The 21,019-nt window shown below is 63.2% G+C and carries 22 protein-coding genes; 10 read left to right on the plus strand and 12 right to left on the minus strand.

Going from position 1 to position 21,019, the window contains the following annotated elements; genetic code table 11:
* Positions 1-66: 66 nt before the first annotated feature.
* A complete protein-coding gene (locus AABA34_RS06840; RefSeq protein ID WP_034952622.1) occupies positions 67-1,908 on the minus strand; it encodes a DUF885 domain-containing protein in 1,842 nt (613 codons plus the stop codon).
* Positions 1,909-1,981: 73 nt separating this feature from the next.
* Here AABA34_RS06840 and AABA34_RS06845 point away from each other — a divergent pair, with 73 nt between their 5' ends.
* Entirely contained in the window at positions 1,982-2,188 is a 207-nt protein-coding gene (locus AABA34_RS06845) for a hypothetical protein (protein WP_034952623.1), read from the plus strand.
* A 76-nt stretch (positions 2,189-2,264) separates the two neighbouring features.
* On the opposite strand, the gene AABA34_RS06850 is transcribed toward AABA34_RS06845, so the two are convergent.
* The gene (locus AABA34_RS06850; protein ID WP_051699592.1) at positions 2,265-2,945 is read right to left on the minus strand and encodes an energy transducer TonB; all 681 of its coding nucleotides are present in this window, start codon (positions 2,943-2,945) and stop codon (positions 2,265-2,267) included.
* 334 nt (positions 2,946-3,279) lie between these two features.
* Entirely contained in the window at positions 3,280-3,936 is a 657-nt protein-coding gene (locus tag AABA34_RS06855) for an alpha/beta hydrolase (protein ID WP_252260266.1), read from the minus strand.
* A gap of 119 nt (positions 3,937-4,055) precedes the next feature.
* Between AABA34_RS06855 and AABA34_RS06860 the strand changes: the two genes are divergently transcribed.
* Genes AABA34_RS06860 through AABA34_RS06880 form a run of 5 tightly spaced genes read left to right on the plus strand, consistent with a single transcriptional unit; the run spans position 4,056 to position 8,268 of the window.
* Entirely contained in the window at positions 4,056-5,060 is a 1,005-nt protein-coding gene (locus AABA34_RS06860) for a cysteine desulfurase family protein (RefSeq protein ID WP_338304460.1), read from the plus strand.
* Positions 5,061-5,088: 28 nt separating this feature from the next.
* Positions 5,089-6,171: a cysteine desulfurase family protein gene (locus tag AABA34_RS06865; protein ID WP_338304461.1), complete on the plus strand. Its 1,083-nt coding sequence runs from the start codon at positions 5,089-5,091 to the stop codon at positions 6,169-6,171.
* Positions 6,168-6,497, plus strand: coding sequence for a 2Fe-2S iron-sulfur cluster-binding protein (locus AABA34_RS06870; protein ID WP_445083765.1), 330 nt, complete (start codon positions 6,168-6,170; stop codon positions 6,495-6,497). Before AABA34_RS06865 ends, AABA34_RS06870 begins: the two co-directional genes overlap by 4 nt.
* Positions 6,498-6,517: 20 nt before the next feature.
* Complete coding sequence (locus tag AABA34_RS06875) at positions 6,518-7,789, plus strand: caspase family protein (protein WP_338304463.1); 1,272 nt, start codon at positions 6,518-6,520, stop codon at positions 7,787-7,789.
* The gene (locus AABA34_RS06880; RefSeq protein ID WP_338304464.1) at positions 7,783-8,268 is read left to right on the plus strand and encodes a hypothetical protein; all 486 of its coding nucleotides are present in this window, start codon (positions 7,783-7,785) and stop codon (positions 8,266-8,268) included. Before AABA34_RS06875 ends, AABA34_RS06880 begins: the two co-directional genes overlap by 7 nt.
* On the opposite strand, the gene AABA34_RS06885 is transcribed toward AABA34_RS06880, so the two are convergent.
* Positions 8,265-9,143 carry a DUF4349 domain-containing protein gene (locus AABA34_RS06885; RefSeq protein ID WP_338304465.1) on the minus strand — a complete coding sequence of 293 codons (879 nt, stop codon included), beginning with the start codon at positions 9,141-9,143 and terminating at the stop codon, positions 8,265-8,267. The genes AABA34_RS06880 and AABA34_RS06885 overlap by 4 nt on opposite strands.
* A gap of 192 nt (positions 9,144-9,335) precedes the next feature.
* On the opposite strand from AABA34_RS06885, the gene parC reads away from it, so the two are divergent.
* Positions 9,336-11,630, plus strand: coding sequence for a DNA topoisomerase IV subunit A (gene parC / locus AABA34_RS06890; protein ID WP_338304466.1), 2,295 nt, complete (start codon positions 9,336-9,338; stop codon positions 11,628-11,630).
* Positions 11,631-11,747: 117 nt separating this feature from the next.
* Here the strand turns inward: parC and AABA34_RS06895 are convergent, their stop codons facing one another.
* The 6 genes from AABA34_RS06895 to AABA34_RS06920 all read right to left on the minus strand — a co-directional run bounded on the left by AABA34_RS06895 (position 11,748) and on the right by AABA34_RS06920 (position 16,818).
* The gene (locus tag AABA34_RS06895; protein WP_338304467.1) at positions 11,748-12,350 is read right to left on the minus strand and encodes a hypothetical protein; all 603 of its coding nucleotides are present in this window, start codon (positions 12,348-12,350) and stop codon (positions 11,748-11,750) included.
* 283 nt (positions 12,351-12,633) lie between these two features.
* Positions 12,634-13,812 (minus strand): CCA tRNA nucleotidyltransferase, encoded by a 1,179-nt coding sequence (locus tag AABA34_RS06900; protein ID WP_338304468.1) that lies wholly within the window; start codon positions 13,810-13,812, stop codon positions 12,634-12,636.
* A gap of 63 nt (positions 13,813-13,875) precedes the next feature.
* Positions 13,876-14,472: an NUDIX hydrolase gene (locus tag AABA34_RS06905; protein ID WP_338304469.1), complete on the minus strand. Its 597-nt coding sequence runs from the start codon at positions 14,470-14,472 to the stop codon at positions 13,876-13,878.
* Between the two features lie 7 nt (positions 14,473-14,479).
* On the minus strand, positions 14,480-15,028 hold the full coding sequence (locus AABA34_RS06910; protein ID WP_338304470.1) for a DUF1285 domain-containing protein: 549 nt from the start codon (positions 15,026-15,028) through the stop codon (positions 14,480-14,482).
* Between the two features lie 49 nt (positions 15,029-15,077).
* Positions 15,078-15,608 (minus strand): GNAT family N-acetyltransferase, encoded by a 531-nt coding sequence (locus tag AABA34_RS06915; RefSeq protein ID WP_252260279.1) that lies wholly within the window; start codon positions 15,606-15,608, stop codon positions 15,078-15,080.
* A 40-nt stretch (positions 15,609-15,648) separates the two neighbouring features.
* Complete coding sequence (locus tag AABA34_RS06920; protein ID WP_338304471.1) at positions 15,649-16,818, minus strand: PQQ-dependent sugar dehydrogenase; 1,170 nt, start codon at positions 16,816-16,818, stop codon at positions 15,649-15,651.
* On the opposite strand from AABA34_RS06920, the gene AABA34_RS06925 reads away from it, so the two are divergent.
* Both AABA34_RS06925 and AABA34_RS06930 read left to right on the plus strand, forming a co-directional pair.
* Positions 16,817-17,455: a ribonuclease HII gene (locus AABA34_RS06925; RefSeq protein ID WP_338304472.1), complete on the plus strand. Its 639-nt coding sequence runs from the start codon at positions 16,817-16,819 to the stop codon at positions 17,453-17,455. The genes AABA34_RS06920 and AABA34_RS06925 overlap by 2 nt on opposite strands.
* A gap of 29 nt (positions 17,456-17,484) precedes the next feature.
* Entirely contained in the window at positions 17,485-18,411 is a 927-nt protein-coding gene (locus AABA34_RS06930; RefSeq protein WP_338304473.1) for a calcium/sodium antiporter, read from the plus strand.
* Here the strand turns inward: AABA34_RS06930 and AABA34_RS06935 are convergent.
* Positions 18,404-18,943 (minus strand): hypothetical protein, encoded by a 540-nt coding sequence (locus AABA34_RS06935; RefSeq protein WP_338304474.1) that lies wholly within the window; start codon positions 18,941-18,943, stop codon positions 18,404-18,406. The genes AABA34_RS06930 and AABA34_RS06935 overlap by 8 nt on opposite strands.
* Positions 18,936-19,334: a LuxR C-terminal-related transcriptional regulator gene (locus tag AABA34_RS06940; protein WP_338304475.1), complete on the minus strand. Its 399-nt coding sequence runs from the start codon at positions 19,332-19,334 to the stop codon at positions 18,936-18,938. The genes AABA34_RS06935 and AABA34_RS06940 overlap by 8 nt, the downstream gene beginning before the upstream one ends.
* A 514-nt stretch (positions 19,335-19,848) precedes the next feature.
* Between AABA34_RS06940 and AABA34_RS06945 the strand changes: the two genes are divergently transcribed.
* Positions 19,849-20,979, plus strand: a complete 1,131-nt coding sequence (locus AABA34_RS06945) for a site-specific DNA-methyltransferase (RefSeq protein WP_407931982.1) — start codon at positions 19,849-19,851, stop codon at positions 20,977-20,979.
* Positions 20,980-21,019: the final 40 nt, after the last annotated feature.

Genomic DNA, 21,019 nt, shown 5'->3' on the forward strand with positions numbered 1-21,019 from the left:
GACTACACGAGCAGGGGAAATCATAGCCAATCTGAATGGCTTGACCAGCCCCTTGGGGGACTAAAATCACGCCCCGGTGATGTATCGCTCCACCGTCTTGCCCACCACGTCGAGCGGGGCGTTGCCGCCCAGGATGACGGCGGTGTTGAACGCCTTGAAGTCATAGCCGCTGCCCATGCGCGCTTGTGCTGTCTGGCGCAGGCGCACGATTTCGGAATGGCCGATCTTGTAGGAGCAGGCCTGACCCGGCCAGCTGCAATAGCGATCAACCTCGCTCGCGACCTCTTCGTATTTGGAGCCGTTGCGCTGCACGAAGAACTGGCGCGCCTGTTCGCGGCTCCAGCGTTTGTGATGCAGCCCGGTGTCGACGACGAGGCGGCAGGCGCGGAAGGCGAGGCTTTGCAGATAGCCCAGCCGCCCGACCTTGAAATCGTCATAGGCGCCAAGCTCGTCTGCGAGCTGCTCCCCATACAGCGCCCAGCCTTCGGAAAAGGCGCCAAAGGCGAGGATCGAACGGATCAGCGGCAGGCGGTTCGAATATTCGCCTTCCCATACGTGTCCGGGGATCGCTTCGTGGAAAGTCAGGTCGGGCAGATCGTATTTGCGGTGCAGATCGGTGGTGCGCAGGTTGATCCAGAACCGGCCCGGGATCGACCCGTCCTTGCTGCCCGCGCCGCCATAGGCGCCCGGTGCGCCCGCTTCCTCGGTAATCGGGATACGGCGGACTTCCATATTGGGGTCGACCAGCGTGTTGAAGGCGCGCGGCATCTGCCCCTTGATCCATTGCAGCCGCTCATCGATGAAGGCGAAGATTTCCTCGCGCCCCGGATCGCCTTCGGCAAATTGGTAGCGCGGGTCTTGCGACAGCGCCTGCATCCGTTCGCCCACCGTCCCTTGGGTGTAGCCGATTTCCTTCAGGATCGGGTCCATCCGGCCATGCAGCTGTGCCAGTTCCTCCAGCCCCAGCTCGTGGATTTCGTCCGGGGTCATGCTGGTGGTGGTAGATGCGCTGGTGGCCCAGCTGTACCATTCATCCCCCTGCGGCTGCGCCCACATGCCCGGATTGCCCTTGGCAAGGCCGCGCTGGGTGCGCAGTTCGGCGAGCTGGCGTTCGAGCGCGGGGACGATCTTGCCCGACACGATCCCGTCGAGTGTGCCGACGGCGGGCTGGGCGGCGGCCAATTCGCTGGCCTCCATCGGGCCGACATAGCTTTCGCGCGCGGCGGCGATCACCGTCTCCATCTGCGCGATTGCCTTGTCGAGCAGGAAGTCGGGCGGGACGAGGCCCATGCCACGCGCCTGCTTGATCCGGTCGGTTTCCCCGTCGAGCACCGCGCTGACTTCATCCGCACGGGAGACATAGAAGCCTACGTCATCGGCATCGCGCAGCGGCTGGCTGGCACCGAAATGGCGCGGGAAATCGATGTGTCCGCCGACGTTCTGGATCACGAGGTAGGGGGCATTGCGCCAGCTTCCCACGGCGACATCGCCATAGGGCAGGTCCATCCCCGCAAGCGCGCTGGAAAAGGCGCTTTCGACGACTTCGAAACTGGTCTGCTGATCGGGGGTGAGGCCGGCCTTGGGATAGCTGCGGGCCTGTTCCAATGCCCAGCGCAAGGTTGCCTGATAGGCATCGCGCCCGGCTTCACCCACCGCGCCAAAGGTGCCGCGCCATTCCGCATACTGTCCGGTGTCCACACCCAGACCTGTTGCGCGGCCCGGTTCGTGACGGAGCATCGCATAGGCGATTTCATCCAGCATCTCGTCCGGTGTCAGCGTAACCGGCTGGCCGTTTGCGGCTGTATCATAGGCAGCGCTTGCGCATCCGGGGACAAGCGCGAGTGCGGAAACGCCGCCCAGACCGATCAGGGCCTGACGACGGGTGAAATCTGTGTGGTTCTCTCTCATGGCGGCAAGGTTTGGCGAGCCGCGACGTTCAAGTCAATTGCACCGCGCGAGGCTTGCGCGCTAAAGGGTTTGCATGACCGATATCGTTTTCTCGATCGTGGTGCTCGCCGCTATCCTGCTGATCGTGGGCGCGGTTTTCATGTGGCGGCGGACGGGTGAGGCGAAGCAGCCTTTGCTGATGGTGGTGCTGGCGCTGATCGCGATCGGCAATGTGTTGATCTGGACCATCCCCGATGCCGAAGGAACCGCCCCGATCGACCAGATTTCCGAAGAAGAATAGCGCCTCCGGTTTCCAGGCCGGAAAACAAAACGGGCTTCCCGAAGGAAGCCCGTAATCGCGACCCTCAACGCGAATTTCAGGGGATCCGCCAGTTGACCGAGCTGCTGTAACTGCCCGGAACGATCCGGCCCGAGGAATCCTTGGCCGGGCTGAATTCGGCGCGCTGGCGCAACAGGCGGCAAGTGGCCTCGTCCAGAGCGTCATGCCCGGTCGATCGGGTGATTGAGCAATTCGTCACGCGGCCCTGCGCGTCGATCTGCAAGGTGAAGCCGGCCCGGCCCGAATATCCGCGATTGATCCAGCTTGGGCGGTAATCCCTGTCAGTGATCCAGCGCCCCGGATTGCCCATCGGCGCGGCGGCGACCGGATCGAAAACCGGGGTGGGTGATGGCTTGGGAATCCCGAAATCGACCGGGCCGAAGGTGTCGCCGATGCCCTCGTCGAGACCGGGCAGATCGGTGATCGGACCGCTGGGGGTCAGTTCGAAATCAAACTCGCTTTCGGGCCGGGTGATGGTGGTTTCGGTCTGCTGCGAGGTGGTCTGTTCGGTCGCGGAGGTGGAGGTTTCGGGCTCGATCACTTCCGGGGTGATCTCGATCACTTCTTCAAAGGTACCTGTCGGATTGGGCACCGGCGGCATGATAACCTGTTTGACGGCCAGCCCGGTAATCAGCAGCACGGCGATCCCGGCAGGAACCCCGATCGCGCCGACGGCTGCGGCAGGATTGGGGTGGTTGGCAGCGGCAGTGTAGCTCATGGCAGCAACTCCTCTCACTTTTGCTAGGAGATGATGTTACAACGTAACCGCAAGCAATCAAGAACTATCGCGTTGCACTTAGCGACCCGTCGCGTTTCGCAACCGATCAATTTTGCGTAATAATATTATGGAGGTTGTTTCGCGGCCTCAGGCGCCGGGCGGCCGACATCCGTCCGCCTTGGCTTTGCGAACCCTATCGGGTTCGAACCATGACAAGCAGTTCGGTTTGCAAATGTGTCCGGCTGCAAGGGCGACCGCCCGCCCGCAGCGGGCGCAGCTGTGCTGCGCGTCTAGCGAGGACGAAGGCGCGGATGCGCCTTCGTCAAAACAATCGCTATTTGATCGGACAATCCGGCGACAGGCGGAAGTCGAGGTAGTTGTCGACGCTCGCCATCATCTCTTCCAGCTCGTTTTCATAGAAGTGGTTGGCGCGCGGGATTTCGTCGTGGTGGATGGTGATGTGCTTTTGCGTGCGCAGCTTGTCGACCAGCTTTTGCACTGCATTGGGCTGCACCACCGTATCCGCCGCGCCCTGCACGAAAATGCCTGAAGCGGGGCAGGGGGCGAGGAAGCTGAAATCATACATATTGGCGGGCGGCGAAACCGAGATGAAGCCGCGCACTTCCGGGCGGCGCATCAGCAATTGCATGCCGATCAGCGCGCCGAAGGAATAGCCTGCAACCCAGGTCGTCTGCGCCTCTGGGTGGATCGACTGCACCCAGTCGAGCGCAGATGCGGCATCGGAAAGTTCACCGATTCCGTTGTCGAACGACCCTTGCGAACGGCCCACGCCGCGAAAGTTGAAGCGCAAGGTGGCAAAGCCGCGATCGGCGAAAGTCTTGTACAGCCGCTGCACGATCCGGTCGTTCATGGTGCCGCCGCCTTCGGGGTGCGGATGCAGGATCATCGCCACGGGCGCACGCGGGCGCGGGGGAGGGGAGAAACGACCTTCGAGACGGCCCTCGGGGCCGGGAAAGATGACTGATGGCATCAGCTGGACCTTGCTAGAATCAACGCCGCATTCGCCGGGTGGCGCGCGGGAGGCTGCGCTCTATATAGAGAGCAATTGCATAGTGCAACTTGTTGCGAATCGTTCTTAATTAGGTCTCCGTGTCCCGTCCCCGCATCTATCTCGATCATGCCGCCACCAGCCCGCTGCGGCCCGAAGCAAAGGCAGCGATGGAGGAAGGTTTTGCCCTGTGGGCCAACCCGTCGAGCCCCCATGCAGAGGGGCGCAAGGCCAAGCAGGCGCTCGAGGATGCGCGCGAACGGATCAAGGCGGCGTTGGGGTTGGGCCAAGGAAACAGGAACTACGAGCTGATCTTCACCTCGGGCGCGAGCGAGGCTTTGTGGATCGCGCTCAATCGGGCGAAGGCCAATCGCCGGATCGTCAGCGCGGTCGAGCATGACGCGGTGTTCCGCGCCGCGCCCGATGCGGAAATCTCGTCCGACGAAAGCCTGTTCGACGCGCAGGCCATCCTTGCGGTGCAGCACGTCAATTCCGAAACCGGCGTGATCAATCCGGTCAACCAGATGGCCGAGGCCTTGCGCGAAACGGGCGCGGTGATGCTGTCCGATTGCGCGCAAAGTGCGGGCAAGATCGAGCTGCCCGATGCCGACATGCTGGTGGTTTCGGCGCACAAATTCGGCGGGCCGATCGGGATCGGAGCCTTGCTGGTGCGCGATTTCAACCTTCTTGAGCCGACCGGCGGGCACGAACGCGGTTATCGTCAGGGGACTGAGAATATGCCCGGAGCCCTGGGCATGGCCGCCGCGCTGGAGGCGGGCGCATGGGCAACCAGCACCGATCAGCGCGCGGCATTCGCGGCCGAACTTTCCGGAGACATCCTGACGTTTGGCGATCAGGCCGATCATATCCTCGCGCTTGCTCACCCCACCATGTCTGCACAGGCGTTGCTGATCCGCCTCGACGCAATGGGATTGGCCGTGTCGGCGGGGAGCGCCTGTTCCTCCGGCACGCTCAAGAAAAGCCGTGTGCTCGATGCCTTTGGCGTTTCGGACGAGGTAGCCGCGCGCACGATCCGGGTCAGCCTTGGCTGGAACACCACGGCAGGGGAATTGGACCAATTTGTCGAGGCTTGGCGCTCGCTTTGACAATCCCCTTTTGATAGGGGCTGAGGCCATGATCTATCTCGACAATCAGGCGACCACTCCGCTTGCCCCCGAAGCCCGCGAAGCCATGCTGCGGCATCTGGACGGGCCGGACGGCAGCGCCTTTGCCAATCCGCATTCCCCGCATCGCATGGGCCGGATGGCGGCGGCTGCGGTGGAGGCCGCGCGCGAGAAGGTGGCGGCGCTGTTCCCGTCGGGCGGGCGCGTGATCTTCACCGGCAATGCCTGCGAAGCGATCAACCTCGCCATGCGCGGCGCGCAGATCGAAGGGGGCATCGCGATCTCCGCGATCGAACACGCGGCAGTGAAGGACACGGCCAAGGTGCTGGGCGATCCCGAGGTAATCCCCGTCGACAGCGAAGGCTGCGTCGATCCGCGCACCAATCTGCCGTCCGGCGTCGGCCTTGTCTGCGTTATGCAGGTCAACAATGAAATCGGCACTGTGCAGCCGGTCGATCAACTGGCCGATCAGGCGCACGCGGCGGGTGCGCTGTTCCTGTGCGACGCGGTGCAGGGCGCGGGCAAGGTCGCGCCTCCCGAAAAAGCCGACATGATCGCGGTGAGCGCGCACAAGATCTACGGCCCCAAAGGTATCGGCGCGCTGTGGGTGAGAGATGGTGTCGAACTGACCCCGCAGATCACCGGCGGGCTTCAGGAAGGATTGCGTTCGGGCACGCTGTCCCCGGCGCTGGTCGCAGGGTTCGGCGTGGCGGCGCAGCTGGCGAATGAACGCATGGAGGAAGACCGCGAACACGCGCGCGCCCTGTGGGATCGCGCGCTGGAATTGTTCGACGACTGGCAGGTGAACGGCAGCCTCACCGCCCGCAACCACGCCAATCTCAGCATCAGGCGCGACGGGCTGGATGTGGCGCGGTTGATGAGCACTTGCCGCAATGTCATGTTCTCCGCCGGAAGCGCCTGCGCCAGCGGATCGGGCAAGCCCAGCCATGTGCTGAAAGCCATCGGGCTTTCCGATGCCGAGGCGAAAAGCACGATCCGGCTCGGCTGGGGCCGTTACACTTCGGCAGAGGAGCTTGAGGCGGCGGCACGGGACATCAAGGCTGCGGTGAAGGAGCAGGAATTGTGGGTTTGAAAGTCACCTTCATCGACCCGCGCGGCACCGCGATCGAGGCAGAGGCTGATGCGGGCGACAATCTGCTGAAAGTCGGGCAGGCTGCGGGCCTCCCGCTCGAGGGGACGTGCGAGGGGCAGATGGCCTGTTCCACCTGCCATGTGATCGTCGCGCCCGAATGGTTCGAGAAGCTGGACGAACCGAGCGAGGAAGAGGAAGACATGCTCGATTTCGCCGCCGGAGCGCGCCGGACAAGCCGCCTTTCGTGCCAGATCGACCTGACCGAGGCGTTAGACGGGCTGACCGTCAGCGTACCCGCCGAAAGTAATGACGCGCGGCGGATGTAGGGGTGAACGGGGGGAAGATCATGATCCGCAAATTCATCGCCCTGATGGTTCTCGCCGCGAGCTGCATGCTTGCAGGCGTTCCCGCCCAGGCAGGGGGCAAGCATGCGCTGCTGATCGGCAATTCGTCATACCAGCAGGTTGGCAGCGGAGATCAGTGGAGCAGCCTGCCCAATCCGGCCAATGATGTGGACATGGTGGCCGCTTCGCTGCGTTCGATCGGCTTTGCGGTGACTGTCGTGCCCGACGGGACATGGGCGCAGATGCGCAGCGCGGTTGACGGGTTCAGCCGCTCCATCGACGATGCCGATATCGTCGTGTTCTATTACGCCGGGCATGGTTTCGAATATGGCCGCCGCAATTACCTCGTCCCGGTGGACGCGCCCTTGCAGGCGAGCGCGGACGAGATCGACCGGGTGTTCATCGAATTCGAAGCTCTGGCCGACCGTCTGACGCATGACGGGACGACCATCTTCATGCTCGATGCGTGCCGCACGGCGGGCGATGTCGGCCCTTCGGCCAGTGCCGGGAATCAGGTGACCCGCAGCGCGCCAGCCCCGGTGATCATCGAGCCCGCGACGCGTCAGGCGGCGAGCGTTTCGGCAGGAATTCGCGAGTTTGATTTCGAGCCCGGCGCTCGGGTGGCGGTGCTCTATTCCACAGGTCGCGGGATCCCCGCCTATGACGCAGCCCCGCCGCCCGAGAACGTCAGCCCCTTCGCCTATGAGGTGGCGACCAAGGTGACGGTGCCCAAGGTCGATGTGAGCCTGGTGTTCAACTCGATCCGTCAGGGCGTGTATGAACGCACCGAAGGGTTCTGGCCGCCGCAGGTTCCGTTCACCTACAATTCGTTGTCGCCCAACACGTTTCTGGCGGATGCTAGCAATACAGCCGCCATTGCTGCGCAAGCCGATGCGCTGCCCGCGCTGCGCCCGATCAACCTTTCGCTGGAGGATTTGGAACGGATCGACGAACCGATCCTGATCATGCGGGTGCTGGCGGAACATTCGGTCGCCGATATCGAGGCGCTGGTGGCGGCAGGCGATCCGCTGGCGACCTATCTGCTGGGCTATATGCAGCATTTCGGTATGGGGGTTGAAAAGGACCTCGATGCGGCGCGTGTAACGCTGGAAAAGGCGGCGGCGCAAGGCACGCCCTATGGCCAGCTTGAGCTTGCCTATTTCCTGCGGGTCAACGCGCGTGACGAGGCAGACAAGGCGCGCTCGCTTGAACTCTACAAGGCCGCAGCGGACCAGAACTATGCCAAGGCGCGGGGCATTATTCGCGCGTGCTGATCGGCGCAGCCGAGCATCGCGGAACGCCCGAGTACCTCGAAGGGGTGCGCCAGCAACGCCTCGCTGCGGAAGCCGGCTATGCCTATGCCTATTACGGCCTGTTCTATGCCATCCCCGAAGAGGGCGAGGCCTTTGTCACGGCGCTCAAGGAAATGGCACAAGAAGGGCGCGCGGATGCGGACCAGCAATTGTGCAACATCTTCGTGCGCGAGGCGCGGTTTGCCGAGGCTGTCCCGCATTGCGAGGTCGCGGCCAAGGCAGGCTATCCCGATGCTTTTGCGCAAATGGCGCTGTCCGCCACCAACGGCTGGGTCGGCCCGCGTTCGATTGAGGATGCGCGCTTCTGGATGCGTCAGGCGCTTTCGCGTGGCGATCTGGAGGCGGGGCTGTGCGCGCAGATGGTGTCTATGCAATATGAATTGGCAGTCGAAACCAACACGCTGGACGCGGCGCGCATCCTCAACTGTTCACGCTCTTAGGCTTCGGCCTCGGCCGACACCGGTGCAAACCGGCGCTTTGCCATGCGTATACCCCATGCGCCGAGGCCCACCGGCAGGGCGACCGATCCGATCAGGATGAGCAGCGCGGCGAGATAGCCCATGATCGAACCCAGCGCTCCGATCGCGCCTTGCACCGGGGCGAGGAAATCGCTGCTGATCGGCACGCCGGTTTCGTATCGCACGGTTACACGGCTGTAGGCGACGCGGCCTTCCATCTGCCGCAGCCAGCTGCGCGCCTGATCGATCTCTTCATTGACGCGCGCGACGCTGCGTTCGGCCTCGACTAGCTCCTGAACCGTGCCCTTGCGGGTGCGCAGCACTTCGAGCAGCCGGTCGCGCAATTCGGTGCGGGCGCGCAGGCGCGCTTCGGTGTCGACGATGTTGCGTGACAGTTCTTCCGAAGCAATTTCGGCGGAAACTTGCTCCGCGCCTGCATCCTGCGCCTCATCCTCCAGCAGCGCGCCGAAAGCCCGCGCCTGTCGGCTGGCAACCGCCATTTCGAGCACGCCGGTGACTTCGTCGGCTTCCTCGCCGGTCTTGCTCATGCCGAGAATGCGGCAGGCGGCCGGGCCTTGCTGTTCGCACAGGCTGGCATGGCGGCGCTGCAAGGGGCCGATGTCGGCAGCGGGCAGCGCCCAGCGGTAATCATAGGTGTAGGCCAGCTGCGGCATGTTCACCGGGATGTCGCCCAGTTCGGGGATCGCGCCGTCATCCGCGGCTACTTCGCTGGCTTCGGCGGAATATTCCGCGTCCATCGCGGCCTCTTCATGCAGGGCGGAATCCCCCGCCTCGCTGCACGCGCCAAGGCCGGTTGCAAGCATTGTGGCACCGGCCAAGATCCAGATTTTACGCATTTCTCTCTCCTCAAATCGGGGCGGAACAAGGCACTGAAAGCGAGTCTGCCTTATTCTCGCCCCAATTGTGCCATAATTTGGCCATAATTCAAGTCGGGTTGGAATTTCCCGGTTTTTGCCCGCATTCTTCAGGGCGTATTCCCTGTGGAAACGCCTCTCCCGCGCACCCTCCCGCATTGCTAAGCGAGAGGGATGTCCGACACTTCGACCACTGATGATTCCGATCCGTTCGACGCGATTGTCGATGCGCCTTTCGATGCTGCCCTGTCAGAGCGGTATCTGGTCTATGCCCTGTCCACGATCACCGCGCGTTCGCTGCCCGATCTGCGCGACGGGCTGAAACCGGTTCACCGCCGCTTGCTGTGGACAATGCGGCAGCTCAAGCTTTCGCCCGACAGCGGCTACAAGAAATCGGCTCGCGTGGTGGGCGAGGTGATCGGTAAATATCACCCCCACGGCGATACCGCCGCCTATGACGCGATGGTGCGGCTCGCGCAGGATTTCTCGCTGCGGTATCCCCTGGTCGAGGGGCAGGGGAATTTCGGCAATATCGACGGCGATAACGCCGCTGCCTACCGCTACACCGAAGCCCGCCTGACCAAGACCGCGATGCAGCTGATGGAAGGGCTGGACGCGGGCACGGTCGATTTCATCCCGACCTACAATGGCGAGGAAGTCGAACCCGAGCTGATGCCGGGCCTGTTCCCCAACCTGCTGGCCAATGGTGCCAGCGGGATCGCGGTGGGCATGGCGACCAACATCCCTTCGCACAATGTGGCGGAGGTGATCGACGCGACGCTGGAACTGATCGACAATCCGCATGTCGAGCATGAACGGCTGATGGAACTGATGCACGGCCCCGACTTTGCGACAGGCGGCCAGATCGTGGACAGCGCCGCGACCATTTCCGAAGCCTATCGCACCGGGCGCGGGTCTTTCCGCCTGCGCGGCGTGTTCCGCGCGCCCGAGGCCAAGGATCAGGCCGATATCGAAGCCGGGATTGAACGGCTGGGCGGCGGCCAGTGGCAGCTCGTCATCAGCGAAATTCCCTATCAGGTGGCCAAGGGCAAGCTGATCGAACAGATCGCGCAAGCCATTGCCGACAAGAAGCTGCCGATCCTTGAAGACGTGCGCGATGAAAGTGATGAGAAGATCCGTATCGTGCTTGTCCCGCGCACCCGCAATGTCGATCCCGAATTGCTCAAGGAATCGATTTTCAAGCTGACCGACATGGAAACCCGTTTCGGGCTCAACATGAACGTGCTGGATGCCACCCGCACCCCGATGGTGATGGGGATCAAGGAGCTCCTGGGCCATTGGACAGCCTCGCAGATCGACATCCTCCAGCGGCGCACCCGCCACCGCCTCGACCAGATCGAAAAGCGGCTGGAACTGGTCGAAGGCTACATCATCGCCTTCCTCAACCTTGATCGCGTGATCGAGATCATCCGGTATGAGGATGATCCCAAGGCCGTGATGATGGAGGAGTTCAAGCTCACCGACAGGCAGGCCGAGGCCATCCTGAACATGCGCCTGCGGTCCTTGCGCAAGCTGGAGGAAATGCAGCTGCGGCAGGAAAAGGACGAATTGCTGGCCGAGCAGGACGATCTCAACAAGCTGCTCGAAAGTCCGGCCCGCCAGCGCACCCGGCTGAAGAAGGACTTGCGGACCTTGCGCAAGGACTATGCCGAGGACACCGCGCTGGGCGCGCGTCGAACGCTGATCCGCGAAGCCGCTCCGGCGGTGGAATTCAGCATGGACGCGATGATCGAAAAAGCACCGGTCACCGTGATCCTGTCGCAAAAGGGATGGATCAGGGCGGCGAGTGGCCACGTACCGCTGGATCAGGAATTCAAATACAAGGAAGGCGACAAGCTGGCCTTCATCCTCCACGCGCAGACCACCGACAAGCTGCTGATCGCGGCGTCCGACGGGCGGTTCTTCACGCTGGGCTGTGACAAGCTGCCCGGTGCGCGCGGCTTTGGCGAGCCGGTGCGCACCATGATCGACCTTGAAGCCGAGGCCTCGATTTCAGGGATGCTGGTGCACAAGGAAGGCGGGCGCCTGTTGCTCGCCTCCAGCATCGGCAAGGGCTTCATCGCGGAGACGAAGGAACTGCTCGCCGAAACCCGCAAAGGCCGGCAGGTCGTGAACCTGAAGGACGGCGCGCGGTTGCAGGTGATCCGCGAAGTGCCCGCAGGCCACGATCATGTCGCGGCAGTGGGTGAAAACCGCAAGCTGATCGTCTTCAACCTCGAAGAAATGCCGGTGATGGCGCGCGGGCAGGGGGTGATGCTGCAACGGTATCGCGACGGCGGCCTGAGCGATGCGACCACTTTTGTACTGGCGGACGGCCTCAGCTGGCAGATGGGCGGATCGGGCGAACGCACCCGGACCGAAACCGACATCTGGCAATGGAAGGTCGCGCGCGGCGCCGCCGGCCGCCTGCCGCCGCAGGGTTTCCCGAAGAACAACAGGTTTTCATGATCGTTGGTGTGCGCGGGCCCATTGACGGCTCCGTCCCAACCAAGCGGATGAAAGCAAAAGCCGCGGCCACCATTGCTGGTGACCGCGGCTTTTTTCTGCCCGAACGGGCGTGTCTGCTTACATGCTGACGCCGGTTGCGCCTGCGGCTTCCTCGGTCGCCGCCATTTCGGCTTCCTTGGCGCGGGCCTGTGCCGGGGTGAGGATTTCGGCGCCTTCTGGCACCTCGACGGTGTTCGCGCCCAGCTGTGCGCCGGTGTAGAGCGCCATCAGCGCGCCTTCGGGGCTCACGGCGAAGGATTCGCGCGTCAGGGTGACGATGCCCATCTCGTTCTGGACGATCACGGTGTCTTCGCTGTCGATGGTGTAGACGGTGCCGGCGGGCAGGCCGTCGGCGCTGACGACTGCCGCACCTTCGACCAGCGCGGCATCGCGCTTGGCATTGGCTTCGGCAACCTGCGCATCCATCATGCCGTCGATCTGGCCCTTGGTGGCGTTGATCGTCCAGTTGCCTTCACGCTGTGCAAAGAAGTTCGCAGGCAGCGGAGCCTGGTGCTTGCCGGTGTCGACAAGGACAGTCGCGCCATCATTGCTGACAACCGTGCCGACTTCGGTCGGGGTTTCTTCCTGGCTGAAGATGGTGGTGCCGACGTCCTGCGCATTGGCGGCGACGGGGGCGGCAGCCACAACGGTGGCAATAAGGGCAAGCTTTGCAAATTTCATGATCAATTACTCTCCAGTTGTAATTCCAGTCAGACCCCGGAGGGGAAGGGTGGCCGCCGCAAACAGGAGGGCAGCGCGTGCAGGATGGACGCAAGACCAAAAGGGCCAGGCCAACAGCGATGGAAGCACGCTCCTGCGAACAATGTGCGAAACACGCGGGGAGTTCCCTAACGGCAGGCCCGGCCTGTGACAAGTCGACGACCTGTGACTTTTATGTGACTGATCGCGCCTGAAGCTCGCCTTAACGTAAACGTCAAAGCCCGGTCAGCAATGGCGGTCAGCATCAGCCGCGCGCCAGCTCCTCGTCAAGAATCTGCGCAATGCGGCCTGAATCGGGAAATCCTTCGGCGACCCAGCGGCGTTCGACCGTCTGCATCAGCCTTGCGACTTGTGGCCCGGCGGCGACCCCGCGCGCGACGATTTCTCCGCCTTTCAACGGGAAGGCGGGCGGCTCCCACCCGGTAATCATTGCGGTGTCATGGTCGAGCAGCAGCAGTCGGTCGATCGCTTGCTCGATGCCGATATTGTAGGCCAGCGTTTGCGGATTTTCGGCATCGCTGCCCAGTCGTTCGCTCGCTGACAGAAGCCGCGAACGCTGTGCCTTTGATAGGCGCAACCGTGCGGCGACCGCTTCAGCCACTTCGGGCGAAGGCGGCAAGAGCGCAGCGAGCCGACGGATCGGTTCTGCAGCATGGCCATTGGCATCCTCGCGCCGGATCAAACGGGCAAGCGCGTCGAGATGCGCGCGGCCGGTTTCGGGCAGGATCACGCCCAGCACCCCGGCTTCGTGCATCCGCGCCAACGTCGCGTGCGGATCGGGCAGCGCCAGCAGCGCCAGCAACTCCGCCGCGATCCGCTCGCGGCTCAAGCCCTTAAGCGTTGCCGCCATGGCGGTGCAGGCGGCTTCGGCTTCGGGATCGAGCTCCGCCCCGAACCGCGCCTGAAACCGGTAATAGCGCAGGATCCGCAGGTGATCCTCGGCAATCCGGTCGCGCGCATCGCCGATAAACCGCACCCGCCGCGCTGCCAGATCATCCAGCCCGCCGAAATAGTCGGAAATTTCCAGCGTCTCGGGATGGGCATACAGCGCGTTGATGGTGAAATCGCGCCGCGCCGCGTCCTCGCGCCATTCGGTCGCAAAGGCGACGGTCGCGCGCCTGCCATCGGTGGCGACATCGCGGCGCAGGGTGGTGATTTCGACCGGGCCATCGGCAAGGATCGCGGTGACGGTGCCGTGATCGATCCCCGTCGGCACGGTGCGTATCTCCGCCTGCGCGCACAGGTCGATCACCCTGTCCGGCGTATGCGTGGTCGCGCAATCGACATCGTGGACCGCCATTTGCAGCAGCGTGTCCCGCACCGCTCCGCCGACCCAGCGGATATGCTCTGCCCCCAGCGCGGCGGTGAGCATACGCAGCCCCTCCCGCCGGGGCCAGTCAGCCGATTTGAGTGCGTCGTTCACGATTGCCCCGCTAGACGGAAAACTGTGCCTTGGACAAGCTTGCGGTTGGCCGGGATGCGCGATTCAGCTCTGCCATGCGATCCGGCGCGACAGGTTGAACAGGATCGCGGCGGTCACGCCCCAGATGCGAAATTCGCCATATTGCATGTCGAGATAGAAGCGTTCCTGCCCGTTCCACATCGCGCTGCGCCTGATCCAGTTGTCCGGATCGAGCAGATGCGCCAGCGGCGGATCGAACCACGCGGCGACCTCGCGCGGGTCTGGTTCTATCGCGAGGCCATCGGGCACCACCGCGAGAACGGGCGTCACCGCAAACCCCGTGCCGGTCAGGTAAAGGTCGGTTGCGCCGATCACGCGGACGTCTTCGGCCCGAATGCCAAGCTCTTCCCCTGCCTCGCGCAGCGCCGCTTCGACGGCATCCTCGCCCGGCTCCAGCTTGCCTCCGGGCAGAGCGACTTGCCCGGGATGATCGCGCATTCCGCGTGGCCGCTGAGTCAGCAACACGCTTGGCCCGGCGGGCTTGTCGACCACCGCGATCAGCACCGCCGCAGGGGTTTGCCGATCACCCTCGGCATGGCGATGATCGATGATCAGGTCCGGCGCCTCGCGGGCATGCCCGCGCGCGTACAGGTCTGCCAGATGATCGAAAAGATCGCTCATCCGCCGATCACGCCTTCAGCGAAAACAGCGCACCCTGGCTCGACACGATCCAGTCGTCGCCATTGGTTTCGAGCGCGATTTCGGCAAGCTGGGTATAGGTCGAACGGTTCAACCGCGCCTCGCACCCGCGCCGCACGTGGAGATAGATTGCCGGAGTGTCCGGATCCCCCGCCACGCGCAAGGGATTGTCCGGCCCGGCGATAACCAGCTCATCGGTGTTGATGCGAAAGGCGAGGTCGCCGTCCTTGCGCACACAATCGGTCGCGATGAAGGGGGCGTCTTCGACTTCGATGCCCAATTTCTCGAACGGGGTGACGAGCCAGTGCTGTCCGGTTTCGTCATGGGTCAACAGCCCGGAAAAGGCCCGCACCATCGCCGGACGGCGGATCGGATCGCCTTCGTGAAACCATGTGCCGTCGGCTGCAATGCGCATCTGGCTGTCGCCGACCCTTTCGGGCGCCCAGCCTTCGACCGGGGGCAGCTTGCGCTGCGCCACCTGCTCGGCAATCTGGGCCAGGGTCAGTTCGGCAAGGTAGGGTGGTGGTTCGTAAGGCATGTGTTGAATACGCGATGCCAGATGCCGGGGTTCCGGGAAAGGTGGTAAGTTACCCTTGCCACGGCCCCAGCATGCCTTCGGCGGGCATCGCCGACAGCGCCGGGCCGCGTGCCAGCAATCGGTGCTGTTCGTAAGGGCCGGGGCAACGCCAGCCACCCGTTGAGGCTGCCGAGAAACCCCAGCGCCCGTAATATTCGACATCTCCGATCAACACCTGCGCGAGCGGCGGCATGCCCGATTTCGCAAGGTTTGCTTCTGCATCGAGCATTGCCGCCATCAGACCGATGCCAAACCCTTCGCCCTGCCTTTCGGGCAAGACGGCGACCGGGCCGACCATAACGAGCGGGACACCGCGCCCTTCGCGATCGAACAGCGCGATCGGATAACACTGGATCGTGCCGACCAGCATCTCGTCCTCGTCCAGCGCGGCAAAGCTGAGCGCTTCAAGCCAGTCCATCCCTTCGCGGATGCGATAGGCGGTGCGCGCGTGACGATCCGGGCCGAAGGCACGGTCGAGCACTTGCTCGATCATCTCGGGATCAACCGCGACAAGCGGAATGAGAGTGGCGGTCTGATTCATTGGAGGGCGCGGTTAGGTGAGTTTTCGCGCCCTGCCAAGGTTACTTACTAATCCGCAGCACTCGCCCGCCTTCGCCGTCTTCGGCCACGAAGATGCTGCCGTCCGGTGCCAGCGTTACCGAACGCAGGCGGTCGCCCACTTCGTACCGGCCGACTTCGCGTGCGGTTTCGCCGTCGATGGCGACGTGGACCAAAGCCTTGCTGCCAAGCCCTGCGATCAGCGCGTCACCCTGCCAGTCGGCGAACATCTCGCCCGAATAGAACACCATGTCGCCCGGCGCGATCACCGGGGTCCACCATATCGCCGGCTTGGTAAAGCCGTCGTCATCGGTGTGGTCGGGAATGTCGACGCCGTTGTAATTGTCCCCGTTGGAACGCGTCGGCCAGCCGTAATTCGCGCCTTCGCGCACCAGATTGAGCTCGTCACCGCCTGCCGGGCCGTGCTCGACTTCCCACAGGCGACCTTGTGCATCCCAATCGATGCCGAGGAGGTTACGATGGCCGTAAGACCAGATTTCCGCCGTCACCCCGCCTTGTTCGGCAAAGGGATTGCCCGCTGCCGGGGTGCCGTCGAGGTTCAGCCGCACGATCGTGCCCAGCGTGTTGGTCATGTCCTGCGCCGGGGTCTGTTTCTGGCGATCACCGCTGGTGACGAACATGTATTGTTCGTCGGGCGAGAAAGTGATGCGGTGCGAATAATGCCCGCGCCCTTCGACCTTGGGGGTCTGCTGCCAGATCACTTCCAGCCCTTCGATGGCACAGAGCATTTGTGCGGTGTCGGGATCGGTGCAGTCGAGCTTTCCGCGCCCAACCACTGCACCGCGTGTCTCCCCGTCTTCGCCGAGCTGCGCCCAGCTGAGATAGATGGTGCGTGCGCCCATTACTTCGGCTTCGCTGTCCAGAAACGCCACATCGCCGAGGCCGCCCTGACCGCCAAAGGCGACTTCGGGCACTCCGCTGACATTGACCACCTGCCCGTTGGCGGAGTGCATCAGTTTGAGCGCGCCTTCCTTCTCGGTGATGGCGATCCAGTCGGTGCCGGGGATGAATTCGATGGCCCACGGGCGTTCGAATTCGCCCATCGGGGTGACAGTCAGGCTGACTTCAGTCGTGGCGGTTTGGGTGGTTTCCCCATTTTCCGCATTGGCGCAGCTTGCGAGCGCGAGCGCGGGAAGGGAAAGTGCGGCGGCGAGTTTGGAAAAGGTCTTCATGCTTCAGGTAACTCCCGATCCTTCATTTGGTTGCCCCCCATCCTTGCGCGCGCCGTTTGTCATCGGGGTGGACGAGGCAGGGCGAGGGCCGCTGGCAGGGCCGGTGGTGGCCGCCGCCGTGGTCGTGGGGGCGGGACTACCCGCTGGTGTGGGCGATTCCAAGACGCTTTCCGCCAAGCGCCGGGCAAAGCTCGACGAAGGTATCCGCGCATCCTGCGCATGGGCGGTGGCGGTGGTGGAACCGGAAGAGATCGACCGGATCAACATTTTCCAGGCGACGATGGAGGCGATGACGCGGTGCGTGCGCGATCTGTGCGCGCTATTGCCCGATGCCCCGCAGGAAGTGCTGATCGACGGCAACCAGACGCCCGAGCGGCGCTGCGCCGAATGGCGCTGGCCCGCGCGTGCGATCATCGGCGGGGACGGTTGCGAAGTGGCGATCGGCGCTGCGTCGATCATCGCCAAGGAGTGGCGAGACCGGCTGATGATCGAGGCCGCCGCGCGCCATCCCGAATACGGATGGGATCGCAACAAGGGCTATGGAACGCGCGAGCACATGGAAGCGTTGCGCGTGCATGGACCCACACCCTTGCACCGCCACAGCTTTGCCCCCGTCGCGCAGGCAAACCTTTTGTGAAACCGCCGCGCTTCGATTAAGGGCGCGCGATGCTTGAAGCGATACTACTCAGTCTGGGCGGGCTTGTCGGCCTTGCCATTGGCGGCGAATTGCTGGTGCGCGGGGCCGTGGGCATCGCGCAGAAACTGGGCGTGTCGACGCTGTTTACCGGGCTGGTGATTGTCGGCTTTGCCACCAGCATGCCCGAAATGGTGGCGAGCGTGCAGGCCGCGCTGTCCGGTTCGCCGGGGATCGCGTGGGGCAATATAGTCGGGTCGAACATCGCCAACACGCTGCTGATCCTCGGCGCTTCGGCGCTGATCATGCCAATCGCGCTTTCGGGCATCGGGCGGCGCGATGCGGTGGTGGCGCTGGCGGTGACGCTGCTGTTGTGGGGGCTGGCGCTGACGCAGATCGGCGCGGTCTGGATCGGGATCGCGCTGCTGGGGCTGATCGTCGTCTATATCGTGTGGCGGTATCGCCATCCGGGCGCGGCGCCGCTGGACGAGGTGGAGGATGACGACCAACCGCAAAGCGGAGTGATCGCATTCGGCCTGTTCGCGGTCGGTCTGGCGATACTTGTGGTGGGTGGCAATGCGCTGGTGACGGGGGCGATCAGCCTTGCGACCATTTTCAAGGTGCCGGAAACCGTCATCGGCCTGACGATCGTCGCGGTCGGAACGTCGCTGCCCGAACTCGCCGCATCGGTGGCCGCCGCGCTGCGGGGCAAATCGGGCCTTGCGCTGGGCAATGTCGTCGGTTCGAACATCTACAACATACTGCTGATCGGCGGCGCGACCATGGCCATCGCGCCAAGCCCCGTCTCGGCCGATCTCGCCGGGTTGCAGATGGCGCTGTTGACCGCCAGCGCGGCGGCATTGCTGGCGCTCTTGTGGTTCGCGCGGAGCATCGGACGCGTGATCGGCGCGGTGCTGGTCGCAGCCTTTGCCGCGAATGTGGTGTTCGTCTTCAGCTGACAGGTGGGGCTGCCACGCGCCGCCTGACCTGCCAGATCCAGTCCGCATAGACGCCGCGCTTGCGCCGCAGATGGGCGATTTGTCCTGCCGTCATCACGAATATCTGTAGCCAGCCGGGGCCCATCACCATCAGCCCGTAAACGAAGATCATCAGATCATCCGTGCTCGCGCGCACGACATGGCCCATGACGGCGATCACCTGAAGCCCGGCGATCCAGAACACGTATCGACGGTTTGCAATCAGGGCGAGACCGACAAAGCCGATCAGCAGCAGCCCGTCCACCAGAAAGGAGTTCCAGTTCACACCCGACCACAGAGCCAGCGTCGCTTCGGGCGTTTTCTCTGTGTTGATCGATAGGTATCGGCTGAACTCGACGACGATCAGCCAGACGCTTATGGCGACCTTTTCCGGGCCGCCGCCCCAAAGCAGCGCGGTGATGAGCAGAGCGATCGTCCAGGTCTCCTGCAGGCTGATGCGCCACGGGCTCGTCATCCGCAGAATTTCGTAAATCTGACCGAAAAACTCACCCATTCGCGCTCAACGCATCGTTCAATGTGACGGCAAACTGGGTCAGCGCCATAAAGGTTATCGCCAGCATCAACGCCGCGACACAGATCGCCACCAGCCGGTAAAGGATAGGGTGGGGCGCGTTGAGCACTTCGGGCACAAGGCTTTCATCGCCCGTCCCCGCTGCCTCGCCCTGATCGTCGGGTGCTTCCGAATGGGTCAGGCCGGTTTCCAGCGCCTTCTGATAGGCCGCGACGATGCCGGCCTGCGTATCGACTTCAAATCGGTTCTTCAGCGCACGGATGATCCGGTTGACCCGGCTTTCGGTCAGATTGAGGTCTTCGGCAATCGCAGCAATCGTCATCCCCGCTAGGAGACGATCGGCTACCTCACACTGTCGCTGGGTCAGCTGCACAGTTCAAACGCTCTCAAAATTTTTAGGAATTGAAATCATATACTTAAGTATCTCTACAGACTGTAGTGCAGAATTCTGCAGATTGGAATCAATATCGAAGCGCAGCAGATTTCGATCACCCGAAGGGTCGCAGGGGAGATTGTTCACGCGAAGGCACGAACTCTCCAGTCGGCGTTGCGAGTTTTGTCCGTGTCTTGGCAAATCCTCGATCAACTCAACAATCTCCTCCCGGGGCGCCGACTGGAATTTTGCCGCAGCAAAAAATCGCGCCGCACCCGAACAAAGCCGGCAAGCGAGTCCTTCACGCAACACCACCCGATCTGGAGTCCCGCCAATTGCCGGGGACTCAACATCTAGTGGGGTCACCTTTCGTTCCGCGCTGCCATTAGCGTCCTTTACCAAGTGTTAACCATAAACCCCGAGAACCAAAGCGCTTGACGCGGAGTCCGCGAGGACTCATGCCTGTGGATAAGTTTGGCGCAAGCAATCACTTCGGGGCATTTCAATGGGCGTTATGGAAACAACAAAGCTGCGGGCAAAGGGGGCAACCAAAGCCCCGCAGGACACGCGTGCGCTCTTGCCACTGGGGCAGATCCTGTCCGGCGACTGCATCGAGGCGATGCGTTCGCTGCCCGACAATTCGGTCGACTGCGTGTTCGCCGATCCGCCCTACAACCTCCAGCTTGGCGGCGACCTGAACCGGCCCGACGGCAGCCAGGTCGATGCCGTGGACGATCACTGGGACCAGTTTGAATCCTTCCGCGCTTATGACGAATTTACAAGAGCTTGGTTGACGGAAGCGAGACGCGTTCTGAAGCCCGACGGGTCGCTGTGGGTGATCGGCAGCTATCACAACATCTTCCGGTGCGGTGCGATCATTCAGGATCTCGGCTTCTGGATCCTCAACGACATCGTGTGGCGCAAGACCAACCCCATGCCCAATTTCAAAGGCACACGTTTCACCAATGCGCATGAAACGCTGATCTGGGCGTCGCAGGGTGAAAAGGCGCGCTACCACTTCAATTATCGCGCGATGAAAACGCTCAATGACGAGCTTCAGATGCGCTCCGACTGGGTGCTGCCGATCTGTTCGGGCGGCGAACGGTTGAAAGAAGACGGCAAGAAAGCGCATCCCACGCAAAAGCCGGAGGCGCTGCTGTACCGCGTGCTGCTGGCGACGACGGAGAAAGGCGATGTGGTGCTCGATCCGTTCTTTGGCACCGGCACCACCGGCGCGGTGGCAAAGCGTCTGGGCCGCGAATGGATCGGCTGCGAGCGCGAGGATTTCTACCGCAACGTCGCGATGAAGCGGATCGAGAAGGAACTGCCGCTCGACGAAAGCGCTCTCACCACCATGCAAAGCGCCAAGAGCGCGCCCAAGGTCGCATTCGGTGCGGTGGTGGAAACCGGGCTGATCAAGCCGGGCACGCAGGTGTTCGACAAGAAACGCCGCTGGATCGCGACCGTGCGCGCCGACGGATCACTGGAATGCGGTGGCAAGACGGGTTCGATCCACGGCCTCGGCAAAGACCTGCAAGGCGCGCCCAGCTGCAACGGCTGGAGCTTCTGGCACTACGAGGTCGACGGCGATGTAAAGCCGGTGGACGCGGCACGCGAACTGTACCGTCTGGCCAACGAGGATTGATCGGGGTTCTTCCCAAAATTGGCCTGTCAGCCTTGCAATA

This window comes from Erythrobacter sp. Dej080120_24 (assembly GCF_036322605.1).
GTDB classification, from domain to species: domain Bacteria; phylum Pseudomonadota; class Alphaproteobacteria; order Sphingomonadales; family Sphingomonadaceae; genus Erythrobacter; species Erythrobacter aurantius.